The sequence below is a fragment of the Lysinibacillus sp. FSL K6-1151 genome (genome assembly GCF_038630755.1).
Classification (GTDB): domain Bacteria; phylum Bacillota; class Bacilli; order Bacillales_A; family Planococcaceae; genus Lysinibacillus; species Lysinibacillus fusiformis_D.
The window spans coordinates 1527820-1552828 of record NZ_CP152040.1; the positions used below are offsets into that span (position 1 = coordinate 1527820).

At 39.7% G+C, this 25009-nt stretch carries 26 protein-coding genes and 1 pseudogene; 26 read left to right on the plus strand and 1 reads right to left on the minus strand.

Features of this window, described 5'->3' with window-relative positions; genetic code table 11:
- Window positions 1-194 precede the first annotated feature (194 nt).
- From MHI04_RS07220 to MHI04_RS07320, 21 genes and pseudogenes are all read left to right on the plus strand, one after another.
- Window positions 195-1322 (plus strand): hypothetical protein, encoded by a 1128-nt coding sequence (locus MHI04_RS07220; RefSeq protein ID WP_342535467.1) that lies wholly within the window; start codon window positions 195-197, stop codon window positions 1320-1322.
- Between the two features lie 349 nt (window positions 1323-1671).
- Window positions 1672-1863, plus strand: a pseudogene (locus tag MHI04_RS07225) (nucleoside-diphosphate kinase); the annotation flags it as partial.
- A 236-nt stretch (window positions 1864-2099) separates the two neighbouring features.
- Window positions 2100-3248: a thiolase family protein gene (locus tag MHI04_RS07230; RefSeq protein ID WP_342535468.1), complete on the plus strand. Its 1149-nt coding sequence runs from the start codon at window positions 2100-2102 to the stop codon at window positions 3246-3248.
- A 14-nt stretch (window positions 3249-3262) separates the two neighbouring features.
- On the plus strand, window positions 3263-4030 hold the full coding sequence (locus MHI04_RS07235) for a 3-hydroxyacyl-CoA dehydrogenase (RefSeq protein ID WP_036123227.1): 768 nt from the start codon (window positions 3263-3265) through the stop codon (window positions 4028-4030).
- Window positions 4031-4118: 88 nt separating this feature from the next.
- Complete coding sequence (locus MHI04_RS07240) at window positions 4119-5744, plus strand: long-chain fatty acid--CoA ligase (protein ID WP_036123224.1); 1626 nt, start codon at window positions 4119-4121, stop codon at window positions 5742-5744.
- A gap of 191 nt (window positions 5745-5935) precedes the next feature.
- Window positions 5936-6166, plus strand: a complete 231-nt coding sequence (locus MHI04_RS07245; protein WP_016994411.1) for a hypothetical protein — start codon at window positions 5936-5938, stop codon at window positions 6164-6166.
- An 84-nt stretch (window positions 6167-6250) separates the two neighbouring features.
- A complete protein-coding gene (locus MHI04_RS07250; protein WP_036123217.1) occupies window positions 6251-7024 on the plus strand; it encodes a protein-glutamate O-methyltransferase CheR in 774 nt (257 codons plus the stop codon).
- A 409-nt stretch (window positions 7025-7433) separates the two neighbouring features.
- Window positions 7434-8615, plus strand: a complete 1182-nt coding sequence (aroC, locus tag MHI04_RS07255; protein WP_340810780.1) for a chorismate synthase — start codon at window positions 7434-7436, stop codon at window positions 8613-8615.
- A gap of 3 nt (window positions 8616-8618) precedes the next feature.
- Window positions 8619-9710, plus strand: coding sequence for a 3-dehydroquinate synthase (gene aroB, locus MHI04_RS07260; protein ID WP_342535469.1), 1092 nt, complete (start codon window positions 8619-8621; stop codon window positions 9708-9710).
- On the plus strand, window positions 9707-10075 hold the full coding sequence (gene aroH / locus MHI04_RS07265) for a chorismate mutase (protein WP_036123206.1): 369 nt from the start codon (window positions 9707-9709) through the stop codon (window positions 10073-10075). The genes aroB and aroH overlap by 4 nt, the downstream gene beginning before the upstream one ends.
- 18 nt (window positions 10076-10093) lie before the next feature.
- Window positions 10094-11194: a histidinol-phosphate transaminase gene (gene hisC, locus MHI04_RS07270; protein WP_058844252.1), complete on the plus strand. Its 1101-nt coding sequence runs from the start codon at window positions 10094-10096 to the stop codon at window positions 11192-11194.
- On the plus strand, window positions 11191-12288 hold the full coding sequence (locus MHI04_RS07275; RefSeq protein ID WP_342535470.1) for a prephenate dehydrogenase: 1098 nt from the start codon (window positions 11191-11193) through the stop codon (window positions 12286-12288). The genes hisC and MHI04_RS07275 overlap by 4 nt, the downstream gene beginning before the upstream one ends.
- Window positions 12289-12347: 59 nt before the next feature.
- Window positions 12348-13634, plus strand: a complete 1287-nt coding sequence (gene aroA / locus MHI04_RS07280; protein ID WP_342535471.1) for a 3-phosphoshikimate 1-carboxyvinyltransferase — start codon at window positions 12348-12350, stop codon at window positions 13632-13634.
- A 95-nt stretch (window positions 13635-13729) separates the two neighbouring features.
- Complete coding sequence (locus MHI04_RS07285) at window positions 13730-14998, plus strand: tetratricopeptide repeat protein (RefSeq protein ID WP_080717083.1); 1269 nt, start codon at window positions 13730-13732, stop codon at window positions 14996-14998.
- Window positions 14999-15012: 14 nt separating this feature from the next.
- Window positions 15013-15570, plus strand: a complete 558-nt coding sequence (locus MHI04_RS07290; protein ID WP_036123193.1) for a ReoY family proteolytic degradation factor — start codon at window positions 15013-15015, stop codon at window positions 15568-15570.
- Between the two features lie 145 nt (window positions 15571-15715).
- Window positions 15716-16165 (plus strand): YpiF family protein, encoded by a 450-nt coding sequence (locus MHI04_RS07295; RefSeq protein WP_036123190.1) that lies wholly within the window; start codon window positions 15716-15718, stop codon window positions 16163-16165.
- Window positions 16166-16319: 154 nt separating this feature from the next.
- Complete coding sequence (locus MHI04_RS07300) at window positions 16320-16826, plus strand: ubiquinol-cytochrome c reductase iron-sulfur subunit (protein WP_036123187.1); 507 nt, start codon at window positions 16320-16322, stop codon at window positions 16824-16826.
- A gap of 19 nt (window positions 16827-16845) precedes the next feature.
- Window positions 16846-17520 (plus strand): cytochrome b6, encoded by a 675-nt coding sequence (locus MHI04_RS07305; protein ID WP_036123184.1) that lies wholly within the window; start codon window positions 16846-16848, stop codon window positions 17518-17520.
- A gap of 41 nt (window positions 17521-17561) precedes the next feature.
- On the plus strand, window positions 17562-18335 hold the full coding sequence (locus tag MHI04_RS07310; protein ID WP_036123182.1) for a menaquinol-cytochrome c reductase cytochrome b/c subunit: 774 nt from the start codon (window positions 17562-17564) through the stop codon (window positions 18333-18335).
- A 317-nt stretch (window positions 18336-18652) separates the two neighbouring features.
- Window positions 18653-19249: a DUF1405 domain-containing protein gene (locus MHI04_RS07315; protein WP_058844255.1), complete on the plus strand. Its 597-nt coding sequence runs from the start codon at window positions 18653-18655 to the stop codon at window positions 19247-19249.
- A 60-nt stretch (window positions 19250-19309) separates the two neighbouring features.
- The gene (locus MHI04_RS07320) at window positions 19310-19984 is read left to right on the plus strand and encodes a zinc metallopeptidase (protein ID WP_058844265.1); all 675 of its coding nucleotides are present in this window, start codon (window positions 19310-19312) and stop codon (window positions 19982-19984) included.
- A 55-nt stretch (window positions 19985-20039) separates the two neighbouring features.
- On the opposite strand, the gene MHI04_RS07325 is transcribed toward MHI04_RS07320, so the two are convergent.
- Window positions 20040-20909, minus strand: coding sequence for a YitT family protein (locus tag MHI04_RS07325; RefSeq protein WP_004232676.1), 870 nt, complete (start codon window positions 20907-20909; stop codon window positions 20040-20042).
- Window positions 20910-21024: 115 nt separating this feature from the next.
- On the opposite strand from MHI04_RS07325, the gene MHI04_RS07330 reads away from it, so the two are divergent.
- Genes MHI04_RS07330 through MHI04_RS07350 form a run of 5 tightly spaced genes read left to right on the plus strand, consistent with a single transcriptional unit; the run spans window position 21025 to window position 24916 of the window.
- Complete coding sequence (locus tag MHI04_RS07330; protein WP_036124534.1) at window positions 21025-21360, plus strand: nucleotide pyrophosphohydrolase; 336 nt, start codon at window positions 21025-21027, stop codon at window positions 21358-21360.
- Entirely contained in the window at window positions 21360-22157 is a 798-nt protein-coding gene (gene dapB, locus MHI04_RS07335) for a 4-hydroxy-tetrahydrodipicolinate reductase (RefSeq protein WP_036124532.1), read from the plus strand. Before MHI04_RS07330 ends, dapB begins: the two co-directional genes overlap by 1 nt.
- Window positions 22158-22176: 19 nt before the next feature.
- Complete coding sequence (gene mgsA, locus MHI04_RS07340) at window positions 22177-22581, plus strand: methylglyoxal synthase (protein WP_036124530.1); 405 nt, start codon at window positions 22177-22179, stop codon at window positions 22579-22581.
- 33 nt (window positions 22582-22614) lie between these two features.
- The gene (gene bshA / locus MHI04_RS07345; RefSeq protein ID WP_101966333.1) at window positions 22615-23760 is read left to right on the plus strand and encodes an N-acetyl-alpha-D-glucosaminyl L-malate synthase BshA; all 1146 of its coding nucleotides are present in this window, start codon (window positions 22615-22617) and stop codon (window positions 23758-23760) included.
- On the plus strand, window positions 23747-24916 hold the full coding sequence (locus MHI04_RS07350) for a CCA tRNA nucleotidyltransferase (RefSeq protein WP_036124526.1): 1170 nt from the start codon (window positions 23747-23749) through the stop codon (window positions 24914-24916). The genes bshA and MHI04_RS07350 overlap by 14 nt, the downstream gene beginning before the upstream one ends.
- Window positions 24917-25009 lie beyond the last annotated feature (93 nt).

Here is a 25009-nt window from a genome sequence, read left to right on the forward strand (position 1 = left end):
GTATGTATAGTCCATTAAAGGAAGGAAAGCTTAGAAATAAATTATTTCTAAGCAACAAACCACCCCTCTTTTATAGTTTAATTTTATAAATACTTAGTTTGAGGGAATCTAATTTTCCTTGTAAATCCCATGAATGTAAAAAATAATATATAATTCAATTATATTATATTCGGAGTTCGAAAGGTGGAGATTAAGTGTTAAAAGTAAAATTAGGCGAACATGAAAAAATAGAAAATGAGTTAATAATAGATGGTGTTCCTCTTACAAAGGATTTAGGATATATTTCACAGAATGAAAAAACACACCTTTGGGTTGGGATATATGATTATGGCCTTTCTCAGAAAATAACTGAAACTTTCATTGATGAAATTCCAAAGGAAATTTGGAAGTTGGAATTATATTATCCATTAGACTTTACAGAATTTATTAATGAAATTGAGGTTGGGAGGGACTACCGTAATAGCGAAAACATTGAAGTTAATTTTAAACTATATATGGATATAGAGAGATGGAAAAAACCATTTAGTATTGAAGAGTTTTCAAAGACTATGGAGGAAACTGTATTCAAGTATAATGATAAGAAAATTAAATGGGTACAGGAGGATGAGGAGTTTGCAAGTAATGGATGTCATATTAGCTGTCTCGATTTTAACAAAAATGAAACAATAAAGTCAGTATTGGAGAGAAATCTTCCACTTATTAAGGATATTATTGAAAGAGTGGAAATTTTACTTATTGAGAAAACTAGGGAAGGGTCTGTAGTTAGCTTCTTTGATTTTCCTGAACATGTTAGAGTCCCTTGTGAACAGTATCTTGTATACTTCGTAGAGTTTTTGAAAAATATTGGAATTGATGCAACAACAGAAATAAGTCACAAAACAGGAAAAGTTCTTTTTTCTGTTACTCCTGAATCAAAAGAAACAGCATTGGAACAGATAAGGGAAGCCTTAGATATTTATCTTCAACTACCCAATAATTTTACCAATACTAATTTTATGAGTATACAAATGGAGCCTAAAGAACAACAATTAATAGCTAATATTCAACATCTCAATGGACAACTAATGCTTGCAAATGCTTTAGCACAAACTCAAAATGGAATAATTCAAAGTCAAAGAATTACAATTGAACAACAGCAACGATTTGTCGATTCAACAATACTTCAACAGTCGCTTTTAATAAATACAAAAAATGATGATTCAATAGATAAAGAAGAAATTCTAGGAGGTTCTATATCACTAATTAATATTGAAGGGAAAGGATTTCAAATTAATCTGCCAAGTATTTATCGTTGGTTAAGAGATAAAATTAGAAATGAGTAATTTTTTATGGTACTTCATTAGAAACGGCAAGGAGTTTGCTACTTAATGAAGGGAAAAATGGGGAGAACAGTAGTCGTAAGTCCAAGTGCAAAGAAAGTAGACTTCATGATTTACATAGACGATGGTGAGTATAAATTATAAGAGTAGGTTGAGGAGTTAGGGATAATTGCTATTCTTGCTTCAAAGTTTTATCGAATCGTCTTGGAAGGTGAAGCAGTATGGACTCATTAGATAAATAGAAAAGAAGACGTGAATAATCGCTCTTTTATTATCGTTGAAATACTTGCTGAAATTGTGTATAGTTGGGAATTAAGAAGGTAAAAAACTTAGTTCTAGTTTAGTTTTTTTCGTTTATTTCAGAGAACCCATGATATTTGTGATTTCAGAGACAATAGTTAAAGTCTATTTTCTTGGTAGCTTCCCAGGTACAATCCGTGGTGACTACGCAACAACTGTTTCTCACAACATCATCCACGGTTCTGACTCTCTTGCTTCTGCAGAGCGCGAAATCGGCTTATTCTTCGGTGAAGGTTTAGTTTAATTTCGAATAGATTAGGCAGTCTCAATTTACTTGGGATTGCTTTTTTTATTGCCTAAAAAGTAAGGATAGATAGTATGGCAATAGGGGAATTATCTATTTCTAGATAGATATAGAATTGTTAAAAGCTTTGTCCTCCTGTACAATTAAAGATGTAATATTCTGATAATTAAGTTAGGAATAGATTGATAGGCCTGTCAATAAACTGTGAGGGATGACAAGGAAAAGGGGTTATGGATATGAGAGAAGTGGTAATCGTAGCAGCTGTGCGAACTGCTGTAGGGCGTAGTAAGGGAGCATTAAGTCAAGTTCGAGCGGATGATTTAGCGGCAGATGTGTTACAGGAGGCTGTAAGGCGAGCAGGGATTGGCAAGGAACAAGTGGATGATGTCATATTAGGCTGTGTAACGCAAACAGCTGAACAAGGGGGAAATATTGCACGGACAGCTTTATTGATGGCTGGCTTTCCAGATAGTGTGCCAGGGGTAACCATTGATCGTCAATGTGGCTCTAGCCAACAGGCCGTCCATTTTGCAGCACAGGCCATTCTAGCGGGGGATATGGATATTGTCATTGCTGGTGGCGTGGAAAGTATGTCAAGGGTACAGATGGGGTCAAACATGCAAAATGCACATGCTGGCAAACGCTTACAGGAGAATTATGATATTATCCATCAAGGATTATCAGCGGAGAAAATCGCCTCACAATGGTCTTTATCAAAAGAACAGCTCAATAGCTATGCTTATGAAAGCCATCAACGAGCAATCGCAGCCATTGAAGCAGGTCATTTCAAAGATGAAATACTACCTATTCGAGTTCCACAGGAGGATGGATCAGTGACAACATTTACTGTTGATGAAGGTCCTCGTGCAGAAACAACCGTCGATATTTTAAATGGGCTAAAAACTGTTTTTCAAGAGGATGGCGTTATTACTGCTGGCAATGCAAGTCAGATGAGTGATGGGGCATCAGCGGTAGTGGTGATGTCCTTGGATAAAGCCCAGGAGCTTGGTATTCAGCCACTTGCTAAAATTGTGACAAGAGTGGTCGTAGGCTCTGATCCAACATTAATGTTAACAGGGCCAATCGAAGCTACGAGAAAAGCGCTAGAACGATCAGGTCTCAACATAGAGGATATCGACACATATGAGGTAAATGAAGCCTTTGCACCAGTACCGCTCGCATGGCTACAGGACATGGGTGGAGATCCGAAGAAGCTCAATCCTGATGGGGGAGCGATTGCATTAGGGCATCCATTAGGGGCAACTGGTACAAAATTGTTAACGACTATGTTATATCGCATGGAGCGAGAAAATTATCGTTACGGCTTACTGGCAATCTGTGAGGGAATGGGGATGGCAAATGCCACGATCATCGAAAAAATGTAAGGGGGATATGTTTGATGAAACATCATGAAGTGGTAGCGGTAGTAACGGGTGGTGCTTCAGGTTTAGGGGAGGCAACTGTCCGTCACCTTGTTGAACGAGGTGGCAAAGCGGTTGTTTTTGACGTCAATGATGAACGTGGACAAGCTCTAGTAGAGGAATTAGGGCAAAATGTCATCTATGCACGAGTGGATGTTACGAAGGAGGAGGACGTGGCAACAGGTCTTGAGCAGGCCATTGCAGCATTTGGCAAGATTAATGTAGCGGTGAATTGTGCTGGCATTGCTGATGCGAGTAAAGTGATTTCGAAGCGAGGCGTACATGCCCTTGCTTTATTTGAAAAAGTGATCACTGTTAATTTAATTGGTACATTTAATGTCATCCGTCTAGTCGCGGAGAAAATGCAGCACAATGAGTCGAATGAGGATGGGCAGAGAGGTGTTATTATTAATACTGCGTCTGTGGCTGCATTTGATGGTCAAATTGGACAAGCAGCTTATAGTGCGTCAAAGGGTGGAGTGGCAGCGATGACATTGCCAATTGCACGAGAACTTGCGGAGATCGGTGTACGTGTGATGACCATCGCGCCAGGTTTAATTGAAACACCGATGTTTGCTTCGTTACCTGAGCCTGCAAGAACAGCTCTTGCTCAAATGACACCATTCCCTAAGCGGCTTGGCAAACCTTCGGAGTATGCCCTTTTAGTTGAAAGTATTATCCATAATGGTTTGTTAAATGGTGAGGTCATTCGTCTGGATGGTGCGATCCGTATGCAGCCTAAGTAACAACAACAATATTTAATTTTTGAAGTGGTTTGTCGCAGCTAGTAGTCTTGGTCGTTTCAAAATTTGATGTATGAAGGGACGCGGTATAATGCATATGATGGACACACCTTTATTATTAACAAGTTTTTTGAATCGCGCAGAACGATTTTTTCATTCGAAGAAAATTTATTCTAGAACAAGTGCGACAACTATTCATGAGTTTACGTATAAAGAATATGTCAAACGAACGCGCCGATTAGCGGATGCACTTACCAAGCTTGGAATGGAGCGAGGTATGAAGGTAGGCACATTTGCTTGGAATCACCATCGACATTTGGAAGCCTATTTTGCAGTCCCATGTGCAGGAGCAGTACTGCATATGATTAATATTCGGTTAGCACCTGAGCACATTGCTTATGTCATCAATCATGCAGAGGATGAAATATTACTAATTGATGATAATCTAGTACCACTTATTGCACCAATCTTGTCACAGCTGAAAACGGTAAAACATTTTATCATTATGGGAGATGCTGTTGCAGTCGAATCTATCCCCATCCCAAATGCTCTTTCTTATGAGGCTTTGCTCGCTGAGGCCAATGAACATTTCGTATTCCCAGAAGATTTAGATGAAAATACACCTGCTGGCATGTGCTATACAAGTGCAACGACAGGCATGCCCAAGGGAGTTGTTTATACTCATCGTAGCATCGTTCTGCATAGTTTAACGGCTGGCCTTGCTGATAGTATTGCTATTTGTGAATCGGATGTAGTGTTACCAGTTGTCCCAATGTTCCATGCTAATGCATGGGGATTACCTTTTGCCAGTGTCGCATTTGGTGCTACACAGGTCTTACCAGGTCCGATGTTTACACCACAGCTTTTACTTGAGTTATTTGACGTATATAAAGTAACGTTGACGGCAGGAGTACCTACGATATGGCTAGGGGTTTTACAGGAGCAACGTCAAAATCCGCGTGATTTATCATCGATGCGATTAATTGTTTGTGGGGGATCTGCCTCACCAATTGGCCTAATTCGAGGCTTTGAACAAGAACTCAATATCCCTTACATGACAGGCTATGGTATGACCGAGACATCACCGCTCGTAAGTCTCTCCACCTATTTAACCCATATGCAAGACTACACAGCTGATGAGAAAATGCATGTTCGAATTACGCAAGGTATGACCATGCCTCTAATTGAAACACGGGTAGTCAATGAACATGGTGAAGTGCCATGGGATGGCAAAACGATGGGAGAACTAACGATTCGAGGTCCGTGGATTGCTAATGAGTACTATCATGATGAGCGCACAGATGAAGCCTTTAAAGATGGTTGGCTCTATACAGGCGACATCGCGGTGATGACAGCAGATGGCTATATAAAAATTACCGATCGTACAAAGGATCTAATTAAGAGTGGTGGCGAATGGATTTCTTCTGTAGAGCTTGAAAATGCATTGATGTCCCATCCAAAAGTATTTGAGGCTGCTGTTATTGCTATTCCGCATGAAAAATGGTTGGAGCGACCATTAGCCTGTGTGGTAGCGAAGCCTGAATTTAAAGAATCGATTACCAAGGCAGAGCTACTAGAGAGTTTACAGCAGCAATTCCATAAAACGTGGATTCCTGATGATATCGTCTTCATTGAAGAGGTACCGAAAACGTCAGTAGGTAAATTCCTAAAGGCCAAATTACGAGAAGATTTAAAGGCGTATCGCGTACAAGTTTAATAAAATGGTTAGCATGAAGGTAGTGAAAAACTACCTTCATTTTTTGTGCGAAATTTATTATATATCAGTGCATCTGAACAACTACTGACTAATGCAAAAAATATTGTATTGGAAGAAGATAAATTCCTGAAAAATGAAACTATTTTTTCCATTTTGCCGTATAATCTTAGTAACGAAAGGATGTGGATGGATTGTCAATTGCCATTGTAGCGATTATTGGAGGCGTCATTATTTCATTAGCTGGGATTTTTACAGACGCTCGCACAAGACAACAAAAAATTAAACTGAAGGCTGTTGAGAAAGAAGTAGAGTTAGAAAAGCTTAGATTGGAAACGTATACGATAGAAACAGAAAAAATGCGCCTAGAATTAGAACAGTCGAAAGTGTTACTATTAGAAGAAAAACAAAATGCAAGCAAGTAGATTGGCTTACCCAAGAAAGACTATTTCAGGATTGGGACTTTTCCGCTATAATGGAAATACGACGCTAGAGGGGAAGATGACCATATGTCTGATTATGAACAATTTATAGAAGGTATTAAGCGCAAAACAGGAATAGATTTAGCGTTATATAAAGAAGCGCAAATGAAAAGACGATTAACCTCTCTTTATGAGAAAAAGGGCTATCGTAATTTTGTAGACTTTCTAAAGGCACTTGAACAAGATCGTGATTTAATGAATGAATTTTTAGATCGTATGACGATTAATGTTTCTGAATTTTATCGCAATGGAAAGCGTTGGGAAGTATTACAAAAGAAAATCTTGCCGAAGCTATTACAAACAAATAAGCGTTTAAAAATTTGGAGTGCTGCTTGTTCAACAGGAGAAGAGCCATATTCTTTAGTAATGGTATTATCTCAATTGGTGCCTTTATCTCAAATTCAAATTATTGCTACTGATTTAGATGAGAATGTCATACAAAAAGCGAAATTAGGTGTTTATCCTGAACGTTCTTTAGCAGAGGTGCCAAGTGACATTAAAGCAAAGTATTTTGAACAAGAGGGCTCCTACTATCGAGTGAAGGATGAAATTAAGCGTTGTGTAACCTTTAAGAAACATAATTTACTGAATGATTCCTACGACAGCCATTATGATTTAATTGTTTGTCGCAATGTCATGATCTATTTCACAGAAGATGCAAAAGATCAAATTTATAATAATTTTAGTAAAGCCCTGCGCAAAGATGGTATTTTATTTGTTGGCTCAACAGAGCAAATTTTTAATCCAGCACGTTATGAATTTGATGTAGAGGACACGTTCTTCTATCGGAAAAATAGCTAATAATATGGATGAAAAGCTTTGTACAAATGACCAAAATAGTCTTGTACATATAGTAAGCAAGCATTAAACATAGATATTTCATACGCTTTTCGCTTATCATAAGCAAAGGCGTATTTTTTATAAAATTTAGCACTTCACTTTAGTAGTGCAATGAGTACTTTGTCAAATGCATGTTGTATCGAAGGCGAAACGTCAGCGGCAATTATGCTGTAGCGTAATGGATACAATTCAGCACGCCATATTTCAGTAGTACACCGATTTCCTTTATAGACGTCGTTCAGAATATTCGCATTTAGAACGATGGAAATGGGATGTACTGAAAAGACATTTGTAAAAGGACTGTTTTTTTAAAGAATATATGTTATAGTGAAAAATACATACTTTAGCGAGTTGAAGGGAGAAAGTGTTTATGCGTTACTTAACAGCAGGAGAGTCACACGGACCTCAATTAACGACAATTATTGAGGGTTTACCGTCACTCTTACCCATTACAGCAGAAAAAATTAATCATGATTTAAAACGACGCCAAGGAGGTCATGGACGGGGGCGCCGCATGCAAATCGAAACAGATACAGTAGAGATTGTTGCTGGTGTTCGACATGGTCAAACACTTGGCTCTCCTGTCGCACTAGTTGTAACAAATGATGACTGGAAGCACTGGACTAAAATTATGGGTGCTGAGCCATTAGCAAATGATATTAATCCTGAAGATATTAAGCGTCAAATTTCACGACCTCGTCCAGGTCATGCGGATTTAGTTGGGGGCATGAAATATGGTCACCGTGATTTACGCAATGTATTAGAGCGTTCTTCTGCACGTGAAACAACTGTGCGTGTAGCAGTCGGCTCTGTGGCAAAAGCTTTACTCAATGAATTAGGCATTTCCATTGTTGCACATGTGACTGAAATCGTAGGAATTAAGGCAGATACATCTGTACTAGAAGGAAAAACAACAGAAGAAATTCGTGCTATTGTCGAAGCAGATCCTTGTTACTGTGCTGACCCTGTAGCGTCTGCCAAAATGGTAGAGGCTATTGATGAGGCGAAAAAAGCTGGAGATTCTATCGGTGGTGTTGTAGAAGTCATTGTCGAAGGTATGCCAGCAGGTGTCGGCTCTTATGTGCATTATGATCGTAAGCTTGATGCGAAACTAGCAGCAGCCATGCTATCTATCAATGCATTCAAAGGTGTAGAATTTGGTCTAGGTTTTGAAATGGCACGACGTAAAGGCTCAGAAGTGCATGATGAAATTATTTGGTCTGAAGAAGAGGGCTACACACGAGCAACGAATCGACTCGGTGGCTTAGAGGGCGGTATGTCAACAGGAATGCCGATTGTCGTACGTGGTGTCATGAAACCAATTCCTACATTATACAAACCATTACAAAGTGTGGATATCGAAACAAAAGAGCCATTTAAAGCAAGCGTTGAGCGCTCTGATAGCTGTGCAGTACCCGCAGCATCTGTAGTTGCAGAACATGTTATTGCCTGGGAAATAGCGAATGCTATTTTGGAGCAATTTCATAGTGATCAACTACCTCAATTACAAGCTCAAATTGACGAGCATCGTCAATATACAAAGGGGTTCTGATTTATGCGTGTACCAGTTGCAACAAAATCGCATCAGTATGAAGTTGTTCTCGGTCATCAATTTCTAACTGAAGCTGTTCAAGCATTTGCAGATAAACTTCAAAAAGCAGATAAGCTGATCGTATTTACAGATAGCAATGTTTGGGCTGCACAGGGAGATTATTTCAAGGCAAATTTCCCATATGATTTTGAGGTTTTTATTTTACCTGGTGGTGAAGCCTGTAAAACCTTTGAACAATACAATGCTGCTCAAACATTTTTATTGGAACAAAAATGCTCACGGAAATCATTTGTTTTTGCTTTTGGGGGTGGAGCTGTCGGCGATTTAACAGGCTTCGTTGCGGCAACCTATATGCGTGGAATTCCTTTTATTCAAATTCCAACGACCATTTTAGCCCATGATTCTGCAGTTGGTGGTAAAACAGCTATTAATCATCCGTTAGGAAAGAATATGATTGGTGCATTTTATCAGCCTGAAGGTGTTATTTACGATACGGCTCTTACCGAAAGCTTATCCGAACGTGAAGTGCGTTCAGGAACAGCAGAGTTAATTAAACATGCGATGATTTCTGATTCTATTTGGTTAGAGGAATTAATGACAGCTGATTCAGTGATTCATTTTAATCAAAATGAACTGGCCAAGCAGCTGAAAAAAGGAATTGAAGTGAAAGCTCAAATCGTGGCTGAGGATGAAACAGAGCAGTCCGTTCGGAAATTTTTAAACTTAGGCCATACATATGGACATGCCATTGAGGCAGCAGCTGGTTATGGCAAAGTAGCACATGGAGAAGCCGTAATGATGGGGTTGGTCTATAGCCTATTGTTAAGCGAGCGTTATGGAAAGCTGGAGCGAGCTTTCACCAAGTCATTTTTACAGTTCGCAGTGAAAAATGGCTATCCATTTGAGCCTGTGAATGATTATTCATTTGAACAGTTAACTAGTTATTTAATGAAAGATAAAAAAGTGGAATACGGCATTTTACAGTTCGTTCTTTTGGAGGAAATAGGTAAACCTTTTGTGAGAGCCATTGATTTAGAAGAATGCAAAGAAGTAGATGCCGAATATAGACAGTTATTAGCGGAGGTGCTTGTATGATTCGTGGACTTAGAGGAGCAATAACAATTGAATCGGACAGGCCAGAGCTTGTATGGGATGAGACAGCAAGATTAGTGCGTGAGGTTGTGGCAGCAAATCATGTGGAGATCGATGATATTGCATCAATCCTTATTTCTACAACGCCAGATATTACCTCTGCATTTCCTGCCCGTGCAGTACGCTTGATGGACGGCTGGCAATATGTCCCTGTTATGTGTACACATGAAATGGATGTGCCGAACGCTTTACCTTTATGTATTCGTGTATTAATTCATGCGAACGTAGAGGTAGCCCAAAAAGATGTAAAGCACTTGTATCTCAACGATGCAGTGAAATTAAGACCAGATTTGGCGCAGGCTAAATAAGTAGAGGAGATGTTTTAGATGAAGTGGAAACAACAATTGGACGGTATGCAAGCATATAAGCCAGGGAAACCAATTGAAGAAGTACAACGTGAATACGGCTTAAAGGAAGTCATTAAATTGGCATCGAATGAAAATCCGTTTGGGTGCTCACCTAAGGTAACAGCTTATTTACAAAATAATGCAGTGAATCATGCCCTTTATCCAGATGGCTATGCACAAAATTTACGTACAGCTGTTGCGGATCATCTAGGTGTCAAGGAAACACAGCTTCTTTTTGGCAACGGCTCTGATGACATTATTGCTATTATTACGCGTGCACTGTTGTATCCAGGAGTAAATACGATTATGGCGGATCCTTCCTTCTCTCAATACTGGCACAACGCTGAAATTGAAGGTGCTGAGGTACGAAAAATTCCTTGTGTTGAAGGTGCCCACGATTTAGATAGCATGGCAGCTGCAATTGATGACCAAACATCGATTGTTTGGGTATGTAGTCCAAATAATCCTACAGGAGTTGTCATACCTGATACGGCATTACGTGCTTTTCTTGCAAAAGTACCAAGCGATGTCCTTGTCGTGTTGGATGAAGCTTACATTGAATATGTAACACATCCTGGCCATAAGGATACGTTACCAATCATTGATGAATATCCGAATGTACTTCTATTACGTACATTTTCTAAAGCCTATGGACTAGCTTCATTCCGTGTTGGCTATGCGATTGGGCAAGCTGGCGTTATTGCTAAGCTTGATCCTGTTCGCGCACCATTTAATAATACAATCTTAAGTCAAGCTGTGGCAGCTATTGCACTCAGCGATCAAGCTTACATTGAAGCATGTCGTGAAGCCAATGAAAACGGCAAAAAGCAATATGTAGAATTCTGTGAAAAGCATAATTTAAAATACTTCCCATCTGATACGAACTTTATTTTCTTTGATACTCAAGCTGATAGTGATGTTGTCTTCCAAGAGCTGATGAAAAGAGGCTTTATTGTCCGCAGTGGCAATGCTCTAGGATTACAAGGGTTTATCCGTGTCACAATTGGTACAGAGGCACAAAATGCAGCATTACTTAGCCAGCTTGACGAAGTATTAACACAGCAAGGAGTATTTGCATGACACGCAAAGTACTCGTTATTGGGCTAGGCTTAATCGGCGGTTCGATTGCCCTTGCTTTGCAAAAAGCACCCGAAACAAAAATTATTGGCTATGATATGGATACACAAACACGTGAGCATGCAAAAACATTAAATATTGTGCATGAGATTGTTACAGATCCGCAGGCTGTTGCGGCAGATGTCGATATCATTATCTTTGGTACACCTGTTAATGCAACACTTGTGTGGATGGAGCAATTAAAATCATGGCCATTAAAAAATAAAGTCATTATAACAGATACTGGGAGTACAAAAAAATTAATTATGCAAAAGGCCAGCGAATTACGTGAGCTTGGCATTACATTCATTGGTGGACATCCAATGGCAGGTTCTCATAAAAGTGGTGTGTTGGCTGCAAAGGCGCATCTTTTTGAAAATGCGTATTATATGCTGACGCCGCTTGCTGGAGAAGAAATCGTTCATATGGCTAAGCTTGAAAGTTTGCTAAAATTTACACATGCAAAAGTAGTCAGTGTATCTGCGAGTGAACATGACCATATGACAGCTGTGGTGAGTCATTTTCCACATGTTATCGCAGCCTCATTGGTCCATCAATTAGGTGAGGAAAATGGAGAATACCCGATGACACGCTCGCTTGCAGCAGGCGGTTTTCGTGATGTTACACGAATTGCTTCCTCGAACCCCGTTTTATGGCGAGATATTACGCTACAAAATCGTGAGGAGCTACTTACTCAGTTAGAAGGCTGGGAAAAAGAAATGACTCGCATTAAGGAACTGCTGACGGATGGTTCTTCACAGGCTATTGAAGACTATTTTTCTGTTGCCAAAGAGCTGAGAGATGAATTGCCGATTAGTGCAGGGGCCATGTATACGCCATTTGACTTATATGTTGATGTTCCTGACTATCCAGGCGTTATTTCAGAAGTGACGGGCTTGTTAGCGGATGAAGCGATCAGTATTACGAATCTACGAATCGTTGAATCACGTGAAGATGTTTTCGGTATTCTCGTTATTAGCTTCCAAAGCGAAAATGATCGCGAACGTGCTGCGGCATGTATCCAACAACGAGCAAATTTCGAAACGTATATTTCATAGCATAAGAAAGCGTCGGTATTTCGGCGCTTTCTATCTTCATATTGAAGGGAAGAAAGTTTATGAGTGAAAAAATTTTGCAATACAATAAGCCTTTTTTACAGGGCACTTTAACCATTCCAGGCGATAAATCTGTATCCCATCGTTCTGTCATGTTTGGAGCCATTGCTAGCGGGACAACGACAGTAGAGGGCTTTTTACTAGGGGAAGATTGTTTAAGTACAATCGATTGCTTCCAGAAGCTTGGCGTTCAAATTGAGGTCGAAGGAACTAATGTAACGATTCATAGTCCTGGCATGGATGGCTGGCAGGAGCCAACAGACGTGTTGTATACGGGTAACTCTGGCACAACAACACGCTTAATGTTGGGTATTTTAGCTGGTTCTTCGGTTCATTCCGTGATGACGGGGGATGCATCTATCGGCAAACGACCAATGCGACGTGTGATAGACCCACTGCGTCAAATGGGTGCTCATATTACAGGGCGTGCTGACGGGCAGTACACACCCCTTGCTATACAAGGTACAAAACTACAGGCCATCGATTACAAGATGCCTGTAGCAAGTGCACAAGTGAAATCTGCTATTTTACTAGCAGGCTTGCGTGCTGAAGGAACAACGATTGTTAGAGAAATGGAAGTTTCAAGAGATCACACAGAGCGAATGCTGCGACAATTTGGTGCACAGGTAGAAGTAGACAATGGCGTTGTCTCCATTGAAGGCGGACAGTCTCTCAGCGGGACACATGTTGCTGTTCCAGGGGATATTTCCTCGGCAGCCTTCTTCTTAGTGGCAGGAGCCATTTGTGAGCATAGTCACGTAACATTAAATAATGTTGGTATTAACCCAACGCGTGATGGCATTGTCGAGGTACTTGAAAAAATGGGCGCAACAATGACCGTGACACCGAATGAGGATAATCAAGCTGAACCTACAGCAACCATTCAAATGGCCACATCTACTTTAACAGGTACAACAATTGAGGGGGACATTATTCCTCGTTTAATTGATGAAATTCCGATCCTTGCCTTACTCGCTACGCAAGCACATGGTCAAACAATCATTAAAGATGCTGAGGAGCTAAAAGTGAAGGAAACGGATCGCATCACGGCGGTTGTAACTGAATTGAAAAAGCTAGGTGCACAAATAGAAGCAACAGAAGATGGAATGATCATTAATGGACCAACACCATTAAAAGGTGCAAGTCTTCGCACATACGGCGATCATCGAATTGGGATGATGGGGGCTGTTGCAGCTCTAATTTCGGATGGAGCCGTAACATTAGATGATGCACAATGCATTGCTGTATCCTACCCATCGTTCTTTGAACATATTGAGGCAGTGAAATAACAATTCAAGATAGACTCTCCAGCTTTTGGGGAGTTTTTTCTTGTTTCAATGGTAAATGTTTTGTAGCATAAAGGTATCAATGAAAGAATAGGTGAATGACTGTGAACAATGCGATGACTGAAATGATGCAAGCACTTGAACAAGGGGACTTAGCATTAATAGATCAGCTACTAGAATCATTTTTAACGAAGGAGCTACCTGAGGAGATTTATGCACTCGCTGAGATTTTTATGCAGTATGGGTACATGAAAGAAGCTGACCGTGTGCTGGAGCATTTACAATTTTTATTCCCAGAAGAGGCACAGTTAAAAATAGATCGTGCAAATGTATTAATGGAGCTTGGTGATGAAGATGAAGCATTGGATTTACTATTAGAAATCGAAGAAGCATCACCAGAATATCCGCAAGCCTTATTAGTTCTAGCCGATTATTATCAAATGCAGGGGTTATTTGAGGTTGCAGAAAAACGTATAAATGAAGCATTAGCGATTTTACCTGACGAGCCGTTATTACATTTTGCTAAAGCAGAACTTTTATTTGAAACAGGTCGTTTTTTAGAAGCTGCAAGGTTGTACGAAGACTTATATGAGCAGCAAAATGAATTTGCAGGTATTCAACTTGTTGAACGATTGGCAGAGGTGTATCGTGCAGGGGCTGCCTATGAAACGGCTTTTGATTATTATGTCAAGGCCCTTGAGGATGAGGTAAAGCCAGATATTTTATTTGGAGCGGCTTATTCCGCTTTCCAATCACAAAAGTACGAGATGGCTATTAAACAACTAGAGGAATTGAAAGAATTAGATCCGGATTACTTCTCAGCTTATTTATTGCTTGCGGAAAGCTATGCTATGACAGAGGATAATAAAAAAGCTTATGGGGCCATTCAAGAGGGGCTAAAACGCGATGAATATGATAAATCATTGTATTTATTTGCTGGTAAAATGGCGTTGAAAAATGGTTTGCCAGAAGAAGCGGAGCAACATCTGCGAGAAGCTATAGCGTTGGATCCTGAGTACATGGAGGCGGTATTAGCCCTTATTTCTGTGTTGGGACAACAGGAGCGTCATGAGGATGTTATCGAATTATTTGAAACGCTACAGCAAAATGATTTTGAATGGAGCACATTATATCCATTTGCAGCAGAGGCATATGAAAATTTAGAATTGTACGACCGTGCATACGAATTTTACCGTTTGGCATATAATGATTTTAAGGAAGACGCAACATTTTTAGAAAAATATGTTTACTTCTTATTAGAGGAAGGAAAACGTTCAGAGGCAAAAGAGGTTCTTGGACAATTAATCAACATTCAACCGGGTGAACCAGAGTGGCAAGAGAAGTTAGAAGCCTTAGAATTTGAGTAAAGGAGGGAGTGGGTATGACTGCTTCTGTATCAGTTGTTGATAAAAAAGCATTTGTTCGATGGTTTTTAAAAAATTATCAATTGAAACGTCGTGAGTGTGTATGGATTTTAAATTATTTATTAAGCAATGATGACTTACTAAAAAGAATCCGATTTGTGGAAGAAGCTCACTATTGTCCTAGAGCGATGGTGATGTCGACAGTAGACTCAACAGGTGTACCTTTTCGTTTCTACAAAGGCAATGTGATGACAGCAGATGCTGAGAAGTCTTTCCATGATTTACGCTTACATGAACAAGAAGATATGTATATACAATTGAATTTTCCAAATATACCACCAAGTGCACAATACTTAGCAGTTCTCGAAGAAAACCCTTATATGCCAGAAACACTGCTAGTCAGTGAAAAAGATCGTTTACTGGCAGAAGAGCTGCTTTCCAATAGCTTACTCGTATTCCAAGAAGAAAAATTACTCGCACAAATTGATGAAGCCCTCGACCAGGGAGATGAAGAACGCTTTTATGAATTGTCTAATTTGTTACAAGCATTAAAGGAAACGGCTAATTTACGTTAATCATAGGTAAAAATTGAATGTCCTTTATCCACTTCAATATGGTAACATTACTAGTGAATGAATGATTGTTTTCACTTTTAATTGGGTATCCTATTTTAGAGTGGATAAGGGCATTTTTATTTTGCGATAAAAGGAGGTTTGTTGAATGTATTTTAATGCAAACGATGTGACATCGTTTCTGGCACAGAAGGATTTCATTGATACCGCTATTGTTCCACTTGTATCCATCGATCTCTCTTCTGAAAAAATGAAACAGAGTGGTGCCGAAGTAGATTTTGTTATGTCTTTAACTTCGTTTATAGAGCAACAGTTCAAAGGCCGTTTATTAGTTATGCCACCATTTTCTTATATGACAAATTTAAAAAACGATGAATTTCCACAGCAATTAGAAGCACAATTACATAATGCTGGATTTAAGCATGTGTTCTTCATTACTTGTGACCACTATTGGACAAAGAGTGAAGAGAAAGTCAATATAGTTTGGTTACCAGCTATTCCGTTAGAGAGCATGGATGCAAGTGTGAAAAAATCTATTTTAGAAGATCAATTACGCCAGGTGATTCCAATGCTTTCGACTAAATGGGCACAGATTTAACAATTAGTTTCAATAAATGTTCACATTCTCCAGCTTTCCACAGAATGCTATATTGACCAAGCTATGGACTTGATATATCATATATATGTCCTAGTATTACTATTTGTAAAAGTATGTCCGTTGGACTGACCTTTAAGTTAGAGGGGGGAAAATAATGAGTAATAATCGAGTTTCACGTCGTCAATTTCTAAGTTATACTCTTACTGGTGTAGGTGGATTTATGGCGGCAGGTATGTTAATGCCGATGCTTCGCTTTGCAATTGATCCAGTGTTACAAAAGCATGATGGTGGAGATTTTGTAGAAACAGAGCATAAAATCGCTGACCTCACTGAAGAGCCTGTCAAAGTTGACTTTTCATTCGAGCAAGTGGATGCATGGTACAAATCGAATGTTACAAACGTAGCGTGGGTTTATAAAAATGGCGATCAAATCATTGCTCTATCACCTGTTTGTAAGCATTTAGGATGTATGGTTGATTGGAGTGGAGATTCTGGACACCCAGATCAATTCTTCTGCCCATGTCACGCAGGTCGTTACGAGAAAAACGGGAAAAACGTTGCAGGTACACCGCCTCTAGGTCCGTTGGATGAATTTGAAGTACAAGAAAAAGATGGCTATTTAATGATTGGTCCAGCAAAAGCAAATACTCTAGTTAAATAAGTAAGGGGGTACGACAACAGTGCTAAATAAAATTTATGATTGGGTCGATGAACGCCTAGATATTACACCGATTTGGCGTGATATTGCCGACCACGAAGTGCCAGAGCACGTTAACCCTGCACATCATTTTTCAGCATTCGTTTATTGCTTTGGTGGATTAACATTCTTCATCACAGTAATTCAAATTCTATCTGGTATGTTCCTAACAATGTACTATGTACCAGACGTTGTGAATGCCTGGAAATCAGTTTATTATTTACAAAACGAAGTAGCATTTGGTGAAATCGTACGCGGTATGCACCACTGGGGAGCTTCATTAGTTATCGTAATGATGTTCTTACATACACTTCGTGTATTCTTCACAGGTTCTTATAAAAAACCTCGTGAGTTAAACTGGATGGTTGGTGTAGGTATTTTTGGTGTAATGATGGGTCTTGGCTTTACAGGATACTTATTACCATGGGATATGAAAGCATTATTCGCTACTAAAGTAGGTATCGAAATTGCTGCATCTGTACCGTTTATCGGTGGGATGATTAAAATATTATTAGCGGGTGACACTACGATTCTTGGTGCTCAAACGTTAACTCGATTCTTTGCGATTCATGTATTCTTCTTACCTGCAGTATTGTTTGGGTTACTTGCAGCGCACTTTATCATGATTCGTCGTCAAGGAATTTCAGGACCGTTGTAATTGTCTTGACGGTTCGATGATCTTTAAAAGGAGGGGACACTATGCATCGCGGAAAAGGAATGAAATTTGTCGGCGATTCTCGTATTAAAGCGAATCACAGAATGCCGAATGTTCCAAAGGATTATTCCGAATATCCAGGTAAGACGGAAGCTTTCTGGCCGAACTTCTTACTGAAGGAATGGATGGTAGGTGCTGTATTTTTAATTGGATACTTATTATTAACTGTCGCTCACCCGTCACCACTTGAAGGGCCGGCAGATCCAACTAGAGCATATACACCGCTACCGGACTGGTACTTCTTATTTATGTATCAACTTTTAAAATACTCATTTGCTTCTGGTCCATACAATGTAATCGGAGCTATTGTAATTCCAGGTCTTGCATTTGGAGCGCTATTATTAATGCCATTTTTAGACAAGGGTCCAGAACGTCGTCCATCTAAACGTCCATTACCAACAGCGTTCATGTTATTAACTTTAGCTGCTATGTTCTACCTAACTTGGGAGTCAGTTGTTAACCACGACTGGGAAGCTCAAAAAGCTATGGGTGCGATTGTAGAAACAGTTGAGTTCGATAAAGAATCAGAAGGTTATAAAGTTTACGCTGGTTCAGCATGTATTACATGTCACGGTGAAGGTTTAGAAGGTGGAGCTGGAGCGCCTACTCTAATGAACACAGGTTTAACTGCTGATCAAATTAAGGACATTGCTCATAACGGTACTGAGAGCGGTAAAATGCCACCAGGATTATGGACAGGTTCAGATGAAGATCTTCAAAAACTTGCTGAATTCATCGAAAGTTTAAAAGCAGAGTAATAGTAAAAGAGTCAGGGAACTGGCTCTTTTTTTCTACCTTGTTATACTATTGGGACTGAGAGCCAAGTTAAAAGGTTCCCTGGTATAAGAATTTTTAGCGAAAAATGTCGAAAAATATTATTTTGTCTGGATTCAGCAAGTATTAGTTGTATCGAAAGTGAAGCATCAGCGGCAAAATTAATGGGACAAATAAGCGCATTAAATCAACAAACTAACACATATTGATGGTGAGGAACAATTGAAATGTAGAGGGATTGCTCTAGGATTTCAGAACAATACATAACGAATGTTTTTTAAGAACGGAAGGAGTTGACTTCATGCAACTAACAAGAGCAAATATTTGGTATCTTCTGACCCATAAATCATTCTTAATAGCACTGCTCATTATTAATCTATTAGGGACAATTTACGGCTATTATTGGTACGGTTGGCAGCTGGCTATTACCAAGCCGATTTTTTATATTTTTGTTCCTGATAGCCCGACAGCTAGCCTATTCTTCTGTTTTGTGCTGATAGCATGGATTATAGGAAAAAGCTGGCCACTAATGGAGGTGCTCGCTCTCGTTACATTGGTGAAGTATGGTCTTTGGGCAGATGTTATGAATATTTGGACATTGATTGAAACTGGTACCATTGGCTGGCAGGGCTGGATGTTAGTTGGATCGCATTTTGCTATGGCAGTCCAAGCTATACTTTATTTGAAGAAGTATGTCTTCACTTATTGGCATGTAGCTATAGCAGCAGTGTGGACATTGCATAATGATGTCATTGACTATGTGTTTGGTCAAATGCCTATGTATCGAGATTTAGCTCAATACACAAGCTATATTGGTTACTTTACGTTTTGGTTATCCATTGCGTGTATTTTTCTTGCGATTTTCTCAATTAGGCAGCGCAAATATTTGCCGAATTAAGGTATAAATTATAGAATTATAGTATTGAGGTAGAAAGGGGTTAGAAAATTGTCAACTAGCATGTATATTGTTTATTTTGCCATTATTATGCTGCTCCCACTTTATGCACAGATGAAGGTAAAGGGGACGTATAAGAAGTTTGCAAAACAACGTACAATGAAGGGGCAGACTGGTGCAGAGGTAGCGCGTGCGATTTTAGATGCGAACGGCTTATATGATGTACGAGTTGTGCCAACGCAAGGTGTGTTGTCTGATCATTATAATCCGGCAACAAAAACAGTTGCTTTATCAGAAAGTAACTTTTATGAAGCGAGTGTTGCAGGTGCTGCGGTTGCTGCCCATGAGGTAGGTCACGCCATCCAACATAAAGAAGCTTATTCTATGCTTACATTACGTAGTAAGCTCGTTCCCGTAGCAAATATTTCGTCTAATATGTCTTGGATTTTTGTAATGATTGGTATTTTTGCAAGTAGTACGAATTTCTTGCTGTTAGGTATCATATTATTAGCAGCAGGTGTTGTTTTCCAATTAGTGACACTGCCAGTGGAATTCGATGCTTCAAAGCGTGCCTTAGTTCAAATGAATTCATTAGGTATTGTTACAAATGAAGAAGAACGTCCGGCACGAAAAGTGTTAAGTGCAGCAGCGCTAACATATGTAGCGGCGGCAGCAGTAGCCGTACTTGAGTTATTACGTTTAGTGTTAATTTTTACAAATATGCGTAGCGACGACTAAGAAAAAACTTGTTATAGTGGTACACCACTATAGCAAGTTTTTTATCTTCGTATGCTTAATGCAGTGGCTGCTTTTGATCGTCTAAGGTGAAGCCTTCCCCAGCCACATCTCGTACTTCTATAATGGAAACAAAGGCGTGCGGGTCGACTTCATGCACAATTGATTTTAATCGTACAACTTCATTGCGGCCAATGACACAATAGATCACTTCTTTAGGCTGTTTGGTAAAATGACCATGACCTTCTAAGATCGTTATCCCTCGCTCCATTCGTAGCGCGATCGTTTCAGCAATTGCACCAGACTTTTCAGATATAATAAGAGCACCACGTGCAGCGTAGGCACCTTCTTGGACAAAGTCAATAACACGAGCACCTACAAATACAGCAACTAGTGTATACATCATCGATCGAGCATCTAAGAACGTTAGCCACGAAAGGATGATGACAATGGCATCGAAGACAAACATAGTTTTCCCCATACTCCAGCCAAAATATTTATGACCAAGCCGAGCCAAAATATCGACTCCACCTGTAGTGCCGCCAAAGCGAAAAACAATACCAAGTCCAAGTCCGACGAAGACACCAGCAAAAAGTGCCACAAGTAACATGTCATCCTCTAAATGAATGGTAAATTGGTATTTTTGAAAAATCTTTAGAAAAAGAGAGACAGATAAAGTGCCGACAAGTGTATAGACAAATGATTTCTTTCCAAGCAATCGATAACCTATGATAAACATGGGAATATTTAATAATAGGTTCATTAAGGCGGGGTCCCATCCTAATGTAAAGTACAGTATGAGTGTAATCCCACTTAGCCCACCTTCACCCAGCTGATTTTGGATGTTGAAGTGAACAAAGCCGAAGCTAAAAACGGCGGCTCCGAGCATAATTGCGATAATATTACGAATTTTAATCTGTTTTAGCATTTGACCTCCTGTAGTTCCAAACAAATGAAGTAATGTTATCTATTATCTGACATTTTATTGGTTTTGACAACAATGGTGTAAATTTTATAGGATGGTAAATAGGAGCGTGATGATAATGACAGATCAATTAACAATGCAAGCATTGCAACAGCGTGTTGATGATTATATAGGACAATTTAAAGAAGGCTATTTCCCACCATTTGAGCTACTTGCGCGTTTAACAGAAGAATTAGGTGAACTGTCACGTGAGGTTCAGGATGTATATGGCCAAAAAAAGAAAAAAAGCACAGAGGACACAAATAGCATTGAAGAAGAGCTAGGAGATTTTCTCTTTGTACTAGTATGTTTTGCAAATGCACAAGGTATTAAACTAGATGAAGCACTTTTACGCGTCATACATAAATTTGAAACTAGAGATAAGGATCGTTGGACTAGAAAGGATGAAGAATGATGTCGATTCGTGTAGCCATTGCGGGTGCAAGAGGAAAAATGGGGGCTGAGGCTGTACATACGGTCATGAAACATGACAAAATGGAATTAGTAGCTGTACTAGATTATAAGGAAGTAGGAAAAACATTAGCTGATTTAGACATGTTTCCAGCAAGCTATACGGTACCTATATTTACTGAAATGCATGACCTTGTAGAAGTCACTGCACCAGATGTATTAGTAGATTTAACCAACCCACATGCAGTCTATAAGCATACTAAGGAAGCATTGAATTTAAATGTACGACCTGTAATTGGTACAACAGGATTTACAGATACACAACTAGAAGAATTATCAGCCATGGCCAAAGAAAAAGAGTTGGGTTGCATTATTGCACCAAACTTTGCGATTGGCGCTATCCTAATGATGAAATTTGCAAAAGAAGCGGCCAAATACTTACCAGATGTAGAGGTTATTGAAATGCACCATGATCAAAAGCTCGATGCACCATCTGGGACAGCGTTAAAAACAGCACAGCTAATACAAGAGGCCCGTATGCAAAAGACTCAAGGACACCCAGAGGAACAGGAAACCATTAAAGGTGCAAGAGGTGGAGACTTTGATGGCATGCGCATTCACTCCGTTCGTTTACCTGGTTTAGTGGCACACCAGCAAGTATTATTTGGAGGAGATGGGCAGCTACTGACGATTCGCCATGATTCATTAAACCGAAACTCCTTCATGTCAGGCGTTGCATTTTGCATAGAAGAGGTTATGAAAATGGATCAGCTTGTTTATGGTTTAGAAAACATCATCTAAAGATTGGGATGGAAGCTATATGAAAATCGCATTGATTGCACATGATCGTAAAAAAGACAATTTAGTACAGTTTGCTATTGCTTACAAAGATATTTTACTTGAACATACGCTATATGCTACTGGAACAACGGGACAACGTGTCATTGAAGCTACTGGTTTAGAAGTCACACGTTTTCGTTCGGGGCCGCTTGGTGGCGACCAACAAATTGGTGCTATGATTGCCAATAACGATATGGACATGGTTATTTTTTTCCGTGATCCATTAACAGCACAACCACATGAGCCAGATGTTTCTGCACTTATCCGTCTTTGTGATGTTTACCAAGTGCCACTGGCAACAAATATGGGAACAGCAGAAATATTATTAAAAGGCCTACAAGAGGGCTTTGTGGATTGGAGACTGATACAAGAAAGACGTAACTAATAAAAGACGTGATTTAGAAAGGATGATCATCGAATGAAAAAGCTAAAAATCGGCATTACCTGTTATCCTACAGTTGGTGGCTCTGGTGTCATTGCAACAGAATTAGGCAAAATGCTTGCAGAAAGAGGACATGAAATTCATTTCATCACCTCAAGCGTACCATTTCGATTGAATAAAATTTATCCAACCGTCTTTTTCCATGAAGTCGAAGTTAATAATTATTCAGTGTTTCAATATTCTCCATACGATATTGCATTAGCGAGTAAAATGGCAGACGTCATTAAGGATGAAGAGTTGGATGTGTTGCATGTGCATTATGCCATCCCACATGCGGTATGTGCGGTATTAGCACGTGAAATGAGTGGTCGAGATGTTGGCATCGTCACAACCCTTCATGGCACAGATATATCGGTGCTTGGGCAAGATTCTACGTTGTCACAAGCCATTAAGTATGGAATTGATAAATCTGATATTGTGACAACGGTGTCACATGCATTAAAAGAACAAACCTATGAATTGATTGATACAGTAAAACCAATTGAAACGATTTATAACTTTGTGGATGAGCGTGAGTACTATCCTCGTAATTCAGGAAATTTAAAAGAGCAATTTGGTATTCAAGAAGATGAAAAAGTGCTTATTCATGTGTCAAACTTCCGTAAAATTAAGAATCTTCCGGATATTATAGATGCCTTTATGAAAATTCGGGCTAATATGAAGGCGAAACTCTTATTGGTAGGAGATGGTCCAGAAAAGCATCGTGTCATGGATCAAGTAAAGGAAAGTCTGTATATGAAGGATGTTTTATTTTTAGGGAAACAGGAAAATTTAGCAGAATTATATGCGATTAGCGATATGAAACTACTACTTTCACAGCAGGAATCGTTTGGACTGGTTTTATTAGAAGCAATGGCTTGTGGCGTACCTTGTATTGGGTCAAATGTAGGCGGTATACCAGAAGTTATTGAACATGGTGTAGATGGCTATATTGTGGAATTAGGGGACACAGATGCAGTTGCAGCGTATGCGACCCATTTACTGCAGGATGAAGAGCTATTATTGCGTTTCCGGGAAGCGGCCATCCGTGCAGTAGATAACAAATTCCACTCATCTAAAATTGTTGAACAATATGAAAAAATGTATGAGAAGGTTGCGGAAAGAAATCATGCAAAACAATAAAGAATGGCAGGCAGCCTATTCAGTCATTGAACAACTAGAACAGGCTGGCTATGAGGCAGTTATTGTGGGTGGCGCTGTAAGGGATACTTTACTTAATCGCCCAGCTCATGATGTAGATGTTGCTACAAATGCCTTGCCTGAAGAAGTGAAATCGGTATTTCCACGAACTGTAGATATTGGGATTCAGCATGGGACGGTACTTGTTATCGTACCCGCTGGACCTGTTGAAGTGACTACCTATCGGACAGACGGGGAATACACGGATCACCGTCGTCCAGAAAAAGTACAATTTGTACGTTCACTGCAAGAAGATTTACAACGTCGAGACTTTACGATGAATGCCATTGCAATGCGTCTTGATGGCTCTTATGTGGATTATTACGGTGGTTACCAAGATATTGAAAAGCATATGATTCGAGCAGTAGGAGATGCACAACAACGTTTTTCAGAAGACGCTTTACGCATGCTGCGAGCGGTACGCTTTTCAGCACAGCTTGATTTTGCCATAGCAGCAGATACAATGTCTGCGATTCAAACTAGAGCATCTGATATTGCTTTTATCGCAAGGGAACGGATCAAAGCAGAGCTCGATAAGCTATGGGTAGGACAAGCAGTTTTTGGTGGTATTCAAAAATTAGAGGAAAGTGGTTTGGCTGCCTATTTACCAGGTGACTTTCAGGCTGAGTATTGGCGTGGCTTTCATACAGAGGACAAGCTCTTGGGCTGGGCTTATTTTGCCTTACTGCAAGGGACAGATTGGCGAGAGATAGTGAGAGATTACCGCCTATCTAATAAAGAAATGGCGTTTGTCAAATCGGTTTTGAGCGCATATGAAGCGTTAAAAGAGGGATGGACAAATACCCATTATTTTATGTACACAGCACAAGAGTTAGAGGCTGCCCAATATTTTGCACGGCTTCGCCAATTGGACGCAGCGCTACCACAGCTGTCTATTCGAGAATTACAGGCAATGCTGCCCATTCAGCAAAAGCAAGATTTAGTGGTGAATGGGGCGGATTTATTAAAATGGTCTGGAAAAAAGGGTGGACCATGGCTAAAAGATGCATTGGAGGACATGTTGAGCGCTATTATTCATCATGAACTCCAAAATGATCGACAACAGATTAAAAACTGGCTAGAGCAGCACTATTTCTAGGAAAGCGGGGCTGACTTATGGCTAACACAATATACAACAAGCAGCCGTCTCAGAAACATGGGACGGCTTTTATCTTTGGTGGTCATTTAGACT